This window comes from Sorangium sp. So ce394 (genome assembly GCF_051474665.1).
Taxonomy (GTDB): domain Bacteria; phylum Myxococcota_A; class Polyangia; order Polyangiales; family Polyangiaceae; genus Sorangium; species Sorangium cellulosum_D.
The window spans coordinates 7,707,442-7,721,366 of the sequence record NZ_CP150339.1 but is presented as its reverse complement, the minus strand read 5'-3'; the positions used below and the strand labels follow the sequence as shown (position 1 = coordinate 7,721,366).

11 protein-coding genes are annotated in these 13,925 nt (G+C 72.0%); 3 read left to right on the top strand and 8 right to left on the bottom strand.

The annotated features are described in order from the left end of the window. Window positions 1–3: 3 nt before the first annotated feature. Complete coding sequence (locus WMF33_RS28090; protein WP_437331510.1) at window positions 4–690, bottom strand: polysaccharide deacetylase family protein; 687 nt, start codon at window positions 688–690, stop codon at window positions 4–6. Between the two features lie 211 nt (window positions 691–901). Here WMF33_RS28090 and WMF33_RS28085 point away from each other — a divergent pair, with 211 nt between their 5' ends. Together WMF33_RS28085 and WMF33_RS28080 are read left to right on the top strand one after the other, a co-directional pair. Then, window positions 902–1,786, top strand: a complete 885-nt coding sequence (locus WMF33_RS28085) for a DUF2391 family protein (RefSeq protein WP_437331509.1) — start codon at window positions 902–904, stop codon at window positions 1,784–1,786. Then, window positions 1,783–2,226, top strand: a complete 444-nt coding sequence (locus tag WMF33_RS28080) for a hypothetical protein (protein WP_061628427.1) — start codon at window positions 1,783–1,785, stop codon at window positions 2,224–2,226. The genes WMF33_RS28085 and WMF33_RS28080 overlap by 4 nt, the downstream gene beginning before the upstream one ends. Window positions 2,227–2,280: 54 nt before the next feature. Here the strand turns inward: WMF33_RS28080 and WMF33_RS28075 are convergent, their stop codons facing one another. From WMF33_RS28075 to WMF33_RS28045, 7 genes are all read right to left on the bottom strand, one after another. Continuing rightward, the gene (locus tag WMF33_RS28075) at window positions 2,281–3,609 is read right to left on the bottom strand and encodes a vWA domain-containing protein (RefSeq protein WP_437331508.1); all 1,329 of its coding nucleotides are present in this window, start codon (window positions 3,607–3,609) and stop codon (window positions 2,281–2,283) included. Beyond that, window positions 3,606–4,964, bottom strand: a complete 1,359-nt coding sequence (locus WMF33_RS28070; protein WP_061628425.1) for an AAA family ATPase — start codon at window positions 4,962–4,964, stop codon at window positions 3,606–3,608. The genes WMF33_RS28075 and WMF33_RS28070 overlap by 4 nt, the downstream gene beginning before the upstream one ends. Window positions 4,965–5,151: 187 nt before the next feature. Then, a complete protein-coding gene (locus WMF33_RS28065) occupies window positions 5,152–5,739 on the bottom strand; it encodes a hypothetical protein (RefSeq protein WP_437331507.1) in 588 nt (195 codons plus the stop codon). 263 nt (window positions 5,740–6,002) lie between these two features. Beyond that, a complete protein-coding gene (locus tag WMF33_RS28060) occupies window positions 6,003–7,004 on the bottom strand; it encodes a hypothetical protein (protein ID WP_437331506.1) in 1,002 nt (333 codons plus the stop codon). 154 nt (window positions 7,005–7,158) lie between these two features. Further along, the gene (locus WMF33_RS28055) at window positions 7,159–8,205 is read right to left on the bottom strand and encodes a hypothetical protein (protein ID WP_061628422.1); all 1,047 of its coding nucleotides are present in this window, start codon (window positions 8,203–8,205) and stop codon (window positions 7,159–7,161) included. A 475-nt stretch (window positions 8,206–8,680) separates the two neighbouring features. Beyond that, a complete protein-coding gene (locus tag WMF33_RS28050) occupies window positions 8,681–9,391 on the bottom strand; it encodes a hypothetical protein (RefSeq protein WP_437331505.1) in 711 nt (236 codons plus the stop codon). Beyond that, on the bottom strand, window positions 9,388–10,602 hold the full coding sequence (locus WMF33_RS28045) for an epoxide hydrolase family protein (protein WP_437331504.1): 1,215 nt from the start codon (window positions 10,600–10,602) through the stop codon (window positions 9,388–9,390). Before WMF33_RS28045 ends, WMF33_RS28050 begins: the two co-directional genes overlap by 4 nt. Window positions 10,603–11,724: 1,122 nt before the next feature. Here WMF33_RS28045 and WMF33_RS28040 point away from each other — a divergent pair. Continuing rightward, the gene (locus WMF33_RS28040; protein WP_437331503.1) at window positions 11,725–13,836 is read left to right on the top strand and encodes a TonB-dependent receptor plug domain-containing protein; all 2,112 of its coding nucleotides are present in this window, start codon (window positions 11,725–11,727) and stop codon (window positions 13,834–13,836) included. The last annotated feature ends 89 nt before the right edge of the window (window positions 13,837–13,925 follow it).

Genomic DNA, 13,925 nt, shown 5'->3' with positions numbered 1-13,925 from the left:
CGTTTACGCCATGTACTGGGATATTCGTGAGAAACGAACGGCTTGCCGGCTCGTGCGCTCCACGAGCTCGCGAACGAGCGCGCTCGCGACCGTCGACGTGTCGTGAAGGAGGATGATGTCCCCGCTCCGAGGTCTGTATCGTGCACACCACGCGACCGCTGCCTCGGACGACCTCATCGCGTAATCGCGCGGATCGGCGTTCCAGAGGACCACGGTGTGCTCATCGCTCCAGAGCTGAAGGAGCGCGCGGGCCGAGACCTTCCCCCAAGGCGGACGGAACAGCGGACATGGGTTCCCCGTGAGATCTTCGAGGAGCGCGCGCGTCGTCCCCACCTCCGCGCGCAGCAGCTGAGGAGACGCATGCTCCAGCGAGACATGCGTGTAGGTGTGGTTGCCTATTTCATGTCCGTCCGCGACGATGCGGCGCACGAGATCGGGGTGGCTCCGGGCCATTGTGCCGAGGACGAAGAACGTCGCGAGCACTTTGTGCTCGGCGAGCCAGTCGAGGAGTCGAGGCGTGTGCTCGGGGTGGGGGCCATCATCGAACGTCAGCGCTATCTCGGCGACGCTCCGGCCGGAATGACCGGCGATGAGCGCGCGCGTCCTGGACGACGGTCCGCGATCCATGAGCATGCGACGGGAAACCGCCATCGTCGCGACCTGCTTGGCTGCCTGCCGTAAAAAGCTCATGCGTCCCCCCTCTTCGCGCCGCGAGCGAGCTTCGGTCCGCCGGCTCCGCATCTCGGGCGCGGAGCACATCGGCATTACCGCGATTGTCGACTTTGCATATTTAGCAAGATGAGGTGTCTTCGCAACGTCACGGTTGTTGCGGCGCGCTTGCGTCTACGTGCGTCGCGGACGTTGACGCTGGCCAGACGTGGTGTACAAGCGACGGCGTCCTATGGTCGAAGCGAGCGCGCAGCAGAGCAACGATCCGCACGGGTGGCGAAAGGAGGCGCGGGATCTGTCAGCGGCGGTCGCCGGCGGAGCGATCGTGGGGATGCCCCTTCTGTACACGATGGAGATGTGGTTCCGCGGGACCATGCTCTCGGCGTGGCACCTCGGGGCGATCCTGGCGCTGACGCTGATCGTGAGCTTCCTGTCCTCGCTGGAGTCCGGGTTCCGGAGCGACGACACCCTCGTGGGCACCGCGATGGAAGCGGTGACGTCGGTCGGGATCGGGATCGTCCTCTCGGCGGCCATCCTGGCGCTGGTCGGCGAGATCTCCCTCGACAGCGCGCCCAGCGAGGTCGTCGGCGAGATCCTCCTCCAGGCGGCCGCCGTGAGCATCGGGGCGGCGTTCGCGAACGCGCAGGTCCGGGGCAAATCGCGCACGGGGGATGAGCCGCAGGACGGCGAGAAGGCGCCGGAGGGAGAGCCGGAGGCGCTGCAGCTCAGGGCGGACCTGCGGGACTTCTCCGCCGCGATGGCCGGCTCGCTGCTCTTCACGATGAACATCGCCTCGACGGAGGAGATCGTGATGATCGCGTCGCGGCTCTCGCCGTGGCGGCAGCTCGCGATGGTCGGGGTGAGCGTCGCGCTGTGCTACGTCATCCTGTTCGCGTCCGGGTTCGAGCGGCACGACGTGTACGTCAAGAGCTTGTTCCAGAGCCGGGCCTTCGAGACCTCGATGACGTGCGCCGTGTCGCTCCTGATGGCGCTGGTGCTGCTTTGCCTGATCGGAGAGCGCGAGGCGACGAGCGATCCGTCGACGCTGGTGGCCAGCGTGGTAACCCTCGGCCTGCCGGCCATCGTCGGCGGCGCGGCGGGGAGGTTGGTGGTGTGAGCGACGACGGGCGGGAGCGAGAGGAGCGCCCTCGCGGGCGCGGGAAGGGCAGGCGGGTACGCCGTCAGCTGGCCGAGTGGGTCTCGCTCGGGGTCAGCACGGCGTTGATCCTCGCCCTGATCGTGTTCCTGGTGCACGCGGGCTTGACGAGCGCCCGCGGTTCGGTCGTGCCGGAGGTGAAGGCGCTGCCCGATCGGGCCGAGCAGCACGGCGGCGCGTGGCTCTTGCCGGTCCGGGTGAAGAACGGAGGCAGGCAGATGCTCGGCGATCTCGGGGTCGAGCTCCGGTACACGCCGCCGGGAGCGCCGGGGCCGGAGCGGGTCGAGGCGACGATCGACTACCTCGGCAAGCACTCCGAGCAAGAGCTGTACTTCTATGTGCCGAGCGACCCGAGGGGCATGGCGATCGAGGCGAGGCCGCTGCATTACCAGGTGAAGTGAAGGCGCGCGCCGCCCAGGCGTCGCGCTGCGGACACCGCACCTTGCCCGCCGCCGTCACCCCCGCCGCGGCTTCCGATCCAGCCACGCCCGCTGCCCCCACGGGCACGCGAACTCGAGCGGCTTCGTCAGGATCCACAGCACCGGCAGCGGCGGCGGCGCCGGCGGCGTGGGGCCGGCGCCGTCCGTGAAGTAAATGACGCCGGAGACCCGCCGGGCCGCCAGGAACTCCGGCGCGAACACCGGCCGCAGATCGGTCCCGCCGCGGCCGCCCACGTCGCCGAGCCGCCCGTCGAAGGCGTACACGCGCCCGATCTCCGTGTCGCACTCGGCCACGGTGATGCGCGCGACCTCGCTCATCGCCTGCAGCTGCCGCGCGATCTCCTCGAGCTCGTCGCGCCGCATGCTCATCGACGTGTCGATCGCCACGAGCACCGACGGCTTCGCGATGGCCCGGGGCGCGTACGTCCTGCCGGGCACCTCGCCGACGCGGCCCGGGAAGCGCCGGTTCGGCCGCGCGTACGTGTGCACCGGGGCGCGCTCCCGGGCCACGAACATCCGCAGCGCGGTCTTCCAGTCGAGCGGGGTCGCGCGCGGGCCGAGCACGTCGGTGAGCTCCTCGATGAGCCGGCCGGGCGTCTTGCCCGCGAGCGTCAGGCCGGGCAGGTCCGCCGGGTCGCCGTCGCCCGCGAGCGCGCCCGCCTCCTCGGCGGCGCGCAGCAGGAGCTGCCGCGTCTGCTCCACCGCGCCCGGCTCCCGCGAGGGGCGGCGCAGCACGCGGTGGTCGTCGATGGCCTCGCCGCCGCGCTGCGGGAGCTTGCCCTCGCGCGCCGCCCGCACGAGCAGCTCGTAGCGCTCGAGCGTGCTCTGGCCGCCGCGCAGCCCGAGCGGGGCGTAGGGCTGCCAGCGGATCGGATCGGGCAGCGGCTCCTCGATGTACTCGTTGGCCGACATCTCCAGGGCGAGATCCATGAGCTCGGGCTCGTCCGCGCCCGCGAACTTGGGGTGGCAGAGGTGCCCGAGCGCCACGTGGTGCACCTCGTGCAGGAGCACGCCGCGCAGGAACAGGGGCTCGTTCATGAACGACTCCACGTTGACGTGGAGGAAGAAGCGGCCCTCGAACATCGAGACCGCCATGCGCCTGACCGAGGGGTCCGCGACCGGCGCGAGCCGCCCGAGGATCGCCGCGTAGCAGGGGTATCGCTCCAGGAACCCCGGATCGCGCACGAAGGCGTCGAGCCACGCCGCGAGCTCGTCCTCGGGCACCTCGCGGCGCTCCGTGCCCTCGGGCGCCGGCTTGGCCGCCGCGAGCGCCGGCTTGGCGGCCTCGGGCGTCGGCTTGGCCGCGGCGAGCGCCGGCTTGGCGGCCTCGTTGCCCCGCCTCATTGCGGCCGGATGGGCGTGACGCCGTGCTTCTTCAGCGCCCCCGCCAGCCGGAGGGCCCAGCGCTCCGGCAGCTGCGCGAGCAGCTGGCCCAGGCACGCCCGCGCGACGTTGCTCCGCCGCACCTCCACGAGCTTCGCCTGCTGCGCCAGGTGCGCCGACAGCGCGGTCACGACGAGCCCCACCCGGTGCTGCCGCAGCGCATCGGCGCGCCACGCCAGCACCTTCTGCTCGGCGGCGCTGCCCGCGTAGTTCTGGAGCAGCTCCTCGGGGCGGACGTCGATGAGCTGCGTCGCGGTCGCGTTGCCGCCGAGCGCGTCCTGGAGGCGCTCGCGGTGGTCGCCGGGCAGGTCGGCGAGCAGCGCCTCGAACGCCGCGAGCGACAGCTTCCGCTGCGCCGCGAGCACGCCGACCTCCGGCCCCTCGAGCAGCGGCGCGAGCCGCGTCGTCACCTCGTCGAAGCGGTCGGTCTCCCCGCGCTCGCGCGCGGCGCGCAGCGCCTTGCCCGCGGGCGAGGTCGGCCCGTAGTCGGCGAGCAGCGCGCGCAGGTCGAACGGCAGCCGCGTCGACCAGGTGTCCTTCGACGCGAGCAGGAGCTCCACCCAGCTCGGCGGCAGGTACCCGCCGAGCGCGTCGCGCAGCAGCACGCCGTCCGCGAGCTCCTCGGGGCGGAGCGCGCTCAGCACCTGCGACGCGTACGTCCAGGTGCGCGGCGGGACGTCGTCCAGGATGCGCTCGTGCGCCTGCGCCAGCGCGATCACGCCCGGGTGGATCCCGTTCACCTGCGCCCAGGCGAGCCAGGACGCCCGGTCCGCGCGGACGTTGAGGTTGAGGAACCGCGCCCGGAGCGCGCGATCGAGCGGGGTCACCTGGTAGTCGGCCGACTCGGGGTTCACGGCGGCGAAGCACACCCAGCCCGCGGGCAGCTCGTACTCGTGCAGCCGCCGGGCGCTGAGCAGCTGGAGCGCCGGCTGCTGGATGTACCGCTCCGCCCGGTTGAGCTCCTCGAGCATCAGGATGCCGGCGCCGTCCTGGGGCAACACCGATGGCGCCGCGTAGGCGGTCCGGTTGTCCCGGATGACCGGCAGGCCCACGAGGTCGGGCGGCTCGAGGAGGCTCAGGTCGAGCACGACGGTGGCGATGCCGAGCCGCTCGGCGAGCTGCCGGACGAGCTCGCTCTTGCCGATCCCCGTCGGGCCCTCGAGCAGCACCGCGCGCCGCGCGCGGTACGCGAGCTCGAGCACGGCCTCGAGCCGCGGTCCGATCGGGATGGGCGCGGAGCGCCCCTCGAGGAGGGTGGGTGGCGTCGCCGCGGCCGGCCTGCCCGGCGCGTTTCCATCGGTTCTGGGCTTCGTCACGGAGATAAAGGAGGGTACGGCGCGCGCGGAGCGAAGAAAGAACCTCCGAGGCCTGGGGCCCAGGATGCTCGGCCTTTCCGTGCCCGGCGGGCGCTCGGCTCTCGTCCTGCCAGGTGGACCCGAGCTCTAGCAGCCGCTGCGCGGCCTGTCATTCGCCACGCGCGCCACGCGACGGCTGGCGGCGCGCTCAGGCGCCGAGGAGCAGCCCTAGCGTGGTCGCGAGCGCGGCGTCGTTCCACGAGGACAGCCCGCGTGGCAGGAGGACGGTCACGCGGTGAGGCTGGCCTCCGCAGCTGCGCGCACCCTCGTAGGTGCGCCCCGTCCGGGTGAGCTCGTAGCTGCATCGCCCGATGCGACCGGTGAGCTGCCGGTCGTCCAGCCGGTAGTCGGAGAGGGCGCCGGCCACGAGGCCGCGCGCGCGGAGCCCTGCCTCCGCCCGGGTCACCGAGAGCTGAAGCGGCATGGCGCCGACGATGCCGGTCGCGGCCTGCCCGGTCGCGGTGACGCTCACGGGCCGGTTGAAGGCGACGCCCCGGACCGCCTGCCCGTCGCGCCCGCCGTCCGCCGCGTACACGCCCAGGCTCACGTCCGGCCCGACGACGCGGCCCGGCTCGACGTCGGCGCTCACGAGCTCGCCCCGGGCGGTGAGCAGGATGAACTCGCTCGGCCCCGCAGCATCGAAGATGTCCTCGCGCGCCGGGTGATCGGCGCCCGGCGCCGCCCCGCACGCTGCGGTGAGCGGCAGGGCGAGCGCGAGCACAGGGAGCAGCCTCATCCGCATCGCAGCACCTCCACGCCTGGTCGGGCACACCGAACGTGAGGCCGGGGGCGCCGGAGCGGTAGACGTCTCTACCGCGAGGCTCGGATTCGCCAGGGCCGCATCCGTTCCCGATGGTCTCGGTCCCATGGCCTAGGGTACGTCGGGGAGCGCCCGAGGGGCGACCCTTGCACGTGCGGCCCGACGCGGGCTGTGATGCGCTCTGTCGTCCACCGATGCGCAAAGGCGTGCCAGCGCGCCGTGGCGCGCGTGGCAGGCCCTCAGCGCGGCACCTCGAGCGGGGCGCAGGTCGAGACGCCGGCGCCGACGATGCGGAAGCCGATGTTCGTCATGTAGTCGGGGTCGATCGAGCCGTCCGAGGGCCGATAGCGGCTCACGTTGGTGGTCCGCGACGGGGACTGGAAGTCGTCCGGCGCGGTGTAGAAATAGAAGTCGCCGCCCCAGAAGGAGAACGCCCACGCGCTGGGGGTCTCGATGCCCGGCAGATCCGTGGCCTCGAGGATCTCGCCGGTCTCCTTGTCGATCTCGGCGAGCTGGACCGGCGTGGTGGTGAAGAAGCCGAAGAGGCGTCCGTCGCCCGTGCCGGTGAGCTCCGCCGAGGCGCCGCGCAGCGAGCCGCTGAACTCCCCGACCGGCGTCACCGACGCGCCGTCGATCCTCCCGAGCCCGACGCCCGGCGTGCCGGTCGCGCCCGCCACGAACAGCTGCTCCGCGTCCGGTCGGGAGAGATCGCTCGAGAAGCCCATCCCCAGCCGGGACCACCCCTCCGAGAGCGACATGTCCGTGGGCTCGCAGCTCGCGTCCTCGGTGCTGACCTTGAACAGCGTGCCTTCGCTGTCGTCGCCATAGACGTAGTTGACCCAGGCCACCGCGTCGCGATCGACCGCCATCGAGTTGGGATGCATGCTGGTTTGGCAACCCAGGACACCAATCTTCGTGAACTCCTTGCGATCGGGCCTGAAGCTGTAGAGCTCGTTGTCCTGCGTGAGCACATACACGAGGGCCGCCCGCTCGATGCACCGGCTGTCGGCGTCCTCACTTTCGCTGCCCCCATGGCTCCCGCCGGTCCCGGCGCCGGCGCCGAACGTCTCGTCCTGGCCGCCCGCGCCGCTGCCGTTGCCTTCGCCGCTGCCGGCGCCGTTGTCACTGCTATCGCCGGCCCCTGTGGTCTGGCTGGTGTCTGCCGGGGACGTACCGTCGCCGGACGCGCTGCAGCCGCTCGCCGCGAGCGCCATCCAGAAGCACCATCGTGCGATTCGCATATCCGCTCTCCCTTCCGCGTGATTCGCTTCTATAGCCGCGAAGCGCGCGCCCGGGTACACGAAGTGGCGTCCCCGGTGAAAAGGGTACCTGCGCTCTGCGAAGGACAGAGCGCGCGCGTCCGGGTCGAGCAGGCGTGAGCGGCGAGCGAGGTCATCAGGGGATGGCGACGACCTCCTCGGACTGGCAGCAAAAATACGTGGCTCCCTTGGGTGTCACTTCCCCCGCGGCGACTCCGCCGGTCGGGGCGCAGGTGCCGGGCTCGTTCGTGACCCACTCCGCGGTCATGCTCCCGAGCTGCAAGTCCGGCCCTGCGACGCACTTTGGCCCGGTCAGCGTCACGGTCTCGGCGCCGAGCAGCCGGCCGCAGCTGCCGTCCCCGTAGATCGATACGAACGCGGAGCAAGCGCTGCCCTCGGGCGGGTCGCATTCGCACGGCGAGCAGCTGCGCGTGTCGTCGAAGCCCGTGTAGAGCGCTTGCAGCTCGGGGTAATGCTCCGGGCATTTCGGCTCGCCCTGGCGGAGGTAGCGGATGCATATCGCGAAGCCCTCCGGCCGCTGCGCGGGCGAGGCGACGCACATCTTCGAGGGATCGGCGCATGCGCGCTCGTCGGCCGAGCCCGAGCAGCCGCGCGCCCGCACGCTGAACGGGGCAGGCAGCTCGGGCGGCGGCCCACCCGGATCGATCGTCGGCGCGCAGGGGCTCACCGTCGGCGCCGGGATGACCAGCGAGCCGAGCTCGCCCGAGGCGATCGTGGCGCACGCGCCGTTCCACCCGTCGGGGGCGTCGAACGACATGGGCGTCGTCCCGTCGCACGTGGCGGAGGCGCGCCCCCGGAGGGCCGGCGGCAGCTCGCAGGCGGGCTGCATGCAGCGGCATGTCGGGCAGCTGTGCGCGTCGGCGAAGCCGCCGTAGCCGTCGAACACGAGCTCTGGCGTCTCCGCGGGGCACTCCGGCGCAGATCCCCCGTCGGCGGGGTCGCCCCTCCAGAGCAGGATGGGATCGTCGAACCCGAGGTAGGGCAGCTCCACGCACGCGCCCTTGCACACGGCGCACGGCTTGTCGCATTCGTAAGCGTCCAGGCCGTAGCACGGGTGGTCGCACGAAAACATCTGGACAGGGCCGCTGTTCCAGCAGCCTGCGAAGCTCCCGGCAGCAGCGAGCGCGAGCGCAAGCGAGATCGGGTACTTCCTTGTCGTCATCGTCGTGGCCCTTTTCTAGCGTGTTTCGGTCTGGCCGTCGGACAGGGATCAATGCGCCGCGCTGACCGCTCGGCGCTGCCTCTCCAACCGCTCCTCGCGCTCACGCCGGTTCACGCCGGCGGGCCCGCGCGGCCGGGGCGCGTGGCGCACGCGTCGATCGAGAGAACGGAGATCGCGCACGCCGAATCCATACTTGGGTCGGTGAGCACAGGAAAGCCCAATCTGCTGTGATCCCTCAATGCATCGATGCCATTCCGGTTTGGCTCACGAAATTATCAATGTTCGTGCGTCGTGCGTCTCGTGCGAGAATCTCGCCCCGGATGGCGGAACGCGTGTCGCAGGGGAGCGGTCTACGACCGCGTCGGAACGTGCTGGACGTGAGGGGCAAAGGCGGGAAGGAACGTGGGACCCCGAGGAGGCCGGGCGGCTTGGCAGCCCCCCCGCACGACCAGCGACGAGCCGCGGCGCCGCGCTCCTATCGCTGCGATCGCTCGAGCGCGTCTATGGCATCGAGCAGGGGCCTTATCTGCGCGCGCTCCTCCTCGGAGAGCGGCGCCTCGTCGAGCTCGGCGCGCAGCGCGCGCGCCCGCGCCTCCTCGCCCAGGGCGACGGCGAGCTCGAGCCGCGCCGCGAGGGCGCGCGCTCGCTCGAGCGGGGCGTCCGCGTCTTCCTTCCGGGCGAGCGCCACGTCGAGCACCTTGGCGGCGGCGGCGTCGTCGTTCTTGAAATCGCGCAGCCGCGCCGCCGCGCCCAGCGCCCGGCCCAGCCTCGAGCTCGAGCGCGACCCCCCCTCGTCGTCGTCGTCCGGCGCGTCCCGCCGGATGAAGATGACCGAGTTGCCCGCGACATCGACCACCGTGAAGCGACTCTGCCCCTTCTTCATGCGCGAGATCCGCGGAAAGCCGGCGACCGGCACCTTGCCATACGCCCGCCGCAGGCCCTCCGAGAAGGTCTCGTGGAGGCGCTCGACCTCGGGGACGAGCACGAGGCACGTGCTGTAGGACTCCCTGGGATCCAGCCTCTTGAGGCCCATGAAGTGCAGGTGGATGTCGCCCCGGCGCGTCGCCGCGTACACGTTCGGCGTCGTTTGCTGGTGGGTGACCTCGAAGCCCAGGGCGCCGTAAAACGCCAGGGTCTCGGGCATCGACGTGCACGGAAGCACGGGAATCGTCGTCACCTCGCTCATGAGATCACCCCCTTCGCGCCGGTCGCGCCCCCGCGGAAGCGGCGGAAGAAGGCGCGCACGTCGCCGATGAACAGGTCGGGCTCTTCCAGGGCCGCGAAGGTGCCGCCGCGGTCGAACTCGGACCAATGCACGATGTTCGTGTTGTCGCGGGCGGCGAACCTGCGGATCGGAGCGATGATGTCGCGCGGGAACACCGCGACGCCGGTGGGCAGGGTCGAGGGCTTCACCTCGGAGAGATCCGCGTCGTCCGGCGTGTCCGGGGTCTCCACGAACGAGCGGGCCGACGAGGCCGCCGTGTTGGTGAGCCAGTACAGCATCGCGTTCGTGAGGATGCGATCGCGGCTGATGGCGTCCTCGGGGTTGTCCTTGCAGTCGGTCCATTCCTTGAGCACGCCGACGATCCAGGCGAGCTGGCCGACCGGCGAATCCGAGAGGGCGTAGGCCAGCGTCTGGGGCCGGGTCGACTGGATCTTCTTGTAGCCGTACAGCTCCCGCAGGTAGTAGTCCGCCGCCTTCAGCCGGGATTGCTCGGCGTCCGTCAGGCCAATGAGCTCCTCGGGATCTCCGGACGGCCATGAGACGAGGCCGTTCGTGTGCACGCCGATCACGTGCTCGGGATCGACGAGGCCGACCTCGCGGGAGATCCACGTGCCCCAGTCGCCGCCCTGGGCGCCGTAACGCGGGTAATCGAGCCTTCGCATGAGCTCGGCCCAGGCGCAGGCGATCCGGCGCGCGCCCCACCCGGCCTCGCGGGTCGGCCCGGAGAGCCCGTATCCCGGGAGCGAGGGGATGATCAGGTGGAACGCGTCCGCCGGATCGCCGCCGTGGGCGCGGGGATCGGTCAGCGGACCGATGACGTCGAGGTACTCCACGACCGAGCTCGGCCAGCCGTGCGTCACGATCAGCGGCAGCGCGCCGGGCTCGCGCGAGCGCACGTGGAGGAAGTGGATCCGCTGGCCGCCGATCGTCGTCGTGAACTGCGGGTGCTCGTTCAGCCCCGCCTCGTGCCTGCGCCAGTCGTAGGTGGTGCGCCAGTACGCGGCGAGCTCCTTCAAGTAACCGAGCGGGACGCCGTACGACCAGCCCCCGGAGGGCAGCTCGTCGGGCCAGCGCGTGCGGGCGAGGCGATCGCGCAGATCGTCGAGCGCGGCCTGCGGGATGTCGATGCGGAAAGGTCGGATGTCGCTGTCCACGGGCAAGGGAGAGCTCATGCGTACGATGTAACGTACGATGTACGGTTCGTCAACCCGGGTGCGGTCGCTCGGTCGTGCGCGGTCGTGGCGGAGCTGCCGAGGCGATGCGGGCACAGCTGCCGGCATGCCAGGAGTGAAAGCAGGGTTCGCAGGATCGAAAGGTGTCGGGGGTGTCCTTAGGGGTAACCCCATGAAGTCGTCGGGGACCAACCCTGGCCCGCATCCTGCTAACTACGGAGGCCAGAGCGCCCGTGACGGCTTCCCCCCCCGCCGTCGAATGGGCGCTCTGTTTTTTTGTGCTTCCGGTCCGGCCGGCGCAGCGCTCACCGGGGTGCGGACGGGCGCAGACCCGGCCCCGGTGAGCGCCCCTGCGGAGCAGGCCCCGCAGACCCAACCCGGGTGAGCGCTCGCGGCAGCGCAGACCCAACCCGGGTTCGCGGCAGCGCAGACCCAACCCGGGTGAGCGCTCGCGGCAGCGCAGACCCAACCCGGGTGAGCGCTCGCGCCTCCGGGTGGTGGCCCAATTCGCCCCTGAGTGATTCCCATGAAGGCGGGAAGGCAGGAAGATCATTGATCTTTTCTTCCCGCCTTCCCGCCTTCATGTTCAAATCCGGCCACCACCCGCCTCCGGGGGCCGGTCGCCGCAACCGAGCACTCCCCCGTCCCGGCGGCGAGCTGCCAGATCTGCAAGCAACGATCTCAGGATCGAAAAGATGTCGGGCAACCCCTTAGGATAACTACCGGGAACATATCGGGACGAGCCCTGGCCCGCATCCTGCTAAGTATGCAGGGCAGAGCGCCTGTGACGGCTTCCCCCCCCCCGCCGTCGAATAGGCGCTCTGTTTTTTTGTGCTTTGCTCACGGGGCGTGCCGAGGGGCTCCGCCCAGCGTCGACGCGAGCAGGCGGACCGCGCCGGGCAGCTCTTCGAAAAGCTTCCCGTGTCTATATCGGCGTACCGCGCGGCGACGTCCGGGCAACCAGGGCGCCCAAGGCGGCCGGGCCGCCCGGAGCGGGGATGTCCCCGGCGGCAGGATCGCGCCGCGCCTCGCTGGCTTCCGCCGCGCGGCCGGAGCTGCTAACTCCCCGGGCGCCAGGAGGCGGCTCTCCCATCTCCCCGGCGGCGCATCGACGACATCCGCGTGAGATCCTCCAGCGCACTCCTCGCCTTCGCGATCGCCGCCGCCGTCAGCGCTCACGCGGGCGAGGCGCACCCCCAGCCCGCCCCGGCGACGGCCGCCGCGCCGCCAGACGATCCGCGGGCGCCCGCCGCGCCGGCCGAGGCGGCCGGCACGCCCGCCGCGTCGGCCGGCAGGCCCGCCGTGCCGGTCGAGGCGGCCTCCTCGCCCGCCACGCCTGCCTCCGCGCCCGCCTCCGCGCCCGCCGGGATCGAGGTCACCGTCGAGGGCAACCGCGCCCCGCCGGGCTCCGTCTCGCTCTCGCGGCGCGACATCCGCGAGCTGCCCGGCGCGCTCGGAGACCCCTACCGCGCCATCGAGATCCAGCCCGGCGTGACCTCCATCGCGAGCGGCATGCCGTACTACTACATCCGCGGCGCGCCGCCCGGGAACATCGGCTACTTCTTCAACGGCATCCAGGTCCCGCTCCTCTTTCACGTGGGCGCCGGCCCCAGCGTCATCCCGGCCTCGATGGTCCAGCGCGTCGAGATGCACCTCGGCCCCTATCCCGCGGACATCGGGCGGCTCGCCGGGGCGGCGATCGAGGCCGAGAGCGCGCCGCCGTCCGACGTCTGGCGCGGGGAGGGGAGCCTCCGGTTCATCGACCTCGGCGGCGTCGTCGAGGGCCCGGTGGACCGGGACACGCACGTCCTCGTGGGAGGCCACTACGCCGCCGGCGCGGCGCTCACCTCGGCGCTCGTGCCGAGCGTCGACGTGGGCTACGCCGACTACCAGGGACGGGTGACCTACCGGCTCGGCCCCGAGGAGCGCTTCACCGTCTTCGCCTTCGGCGCGTACGACTACCTCGCCAGCATCGACGAGGACGGCGGCGCCGAGGCGACCAACGTCCTGCTCGACAGCGACTTCCACCGGCTGGACCTGCGCTACGACCGCGACGACGCCTCGGGCGCGCGCGTCCGGGCGGCGCTCACCCTCGGGCTCGACCAGTCGCGCGGCGTCGGCGTGGAGAGCGCACAGGCCTGGAAGCTCAACGCGCGGATGAGCCTGGCGCGGCCCATCCTCGGCGGGCGCGCGCTCCTGCGGGTCGGGGCCGACGCGGCGGTCGACCGCTACCACGTCACCCCGCGCCCGAGCCCGCCGACGGACGGCGAGCCCGCCGAGGGCGCGGACGACGAGCCCGCCGAGGGCACGGAGCAGCTCGACGAGAGCTTCCCCGAGCTCTTCCGCAGCCGGCTCGATCTCGCGCTGGGCGCGTGGGCCGACGCGCTGCTCGTGCTCGACGAGCGCTCCACCCTCACGCCCGGCGTGCGCGTGGACCACTACACGTCGCTCGGCCGCACCGCCGTCGCCGTGGACCCGAGGATCGTCGGCCGCTTCGGCGTCGGCGAGCACGTGCGGCTCATCCCGGCCTTCGGCGTCGCCTCGCAGCTGCCCGGCCTCGCCCCGCTGCCGGCGCTCCAGATCGGCGGCATCCCGGGGGGCCTGCAGCGCAGCCTGCAGTCGAGCTTCGGCGTCGAGGCCAATGTGGGTCCGGTCAATTTCAGCGCCACGGCGTTCCGGCAGGTGACCTTCGGCCTGAGCGACCCGATCGGCACCGGGCGCGGCACGAACCTCAGCACGGAGCGCTTCCTGACGCGGAGCCGCGGCGACACCTACGGCCTGGAGCTCGGCGCGCGCGGGGCGCTGCGGCGCGACATGTTCTTCCTGGCGTCGTACACGCTGTCGCGCTCCACGCGCACGCGCGGCAAGGCGACGATCCCCTCGGCCTACGACCGGACGCACGTCGCGCACGTCGCCCTGCTCTACGACCTCGGCGAGGGGTGGCGCGCCGGGATCCGCCACGTCTTCTACACCGGCTTTCCCGCCGACGAGGCCGCCCCGGGCCGCCCCCCGCGCGAGCACCCGGATCGGATCCAGCCGTTCTACCGGCTCGACATGCGCCTGTCGAAGCGCTGGGCGCTGGGCGCGCGGAGCTACCTCGGCCTCGTGCTCGACGTGCAGAACGCGACGCTCGCCAAGGAGGTGTTCGACGTGAGCTGCGACGACAGCGGGTGCACGCCGCAGACGATCGGGCCGGTCACGATGCCGGGGATCGCGATCGAGGGCGGGTTCTGAGGAGAAGGCGCCTCGGGGGGCGCGAGGGCGCGGCGACGCCACGCCGGCTCCGGACCGCGCCGGCGGTCGTCCGGGCCGCGAGCGCCCGG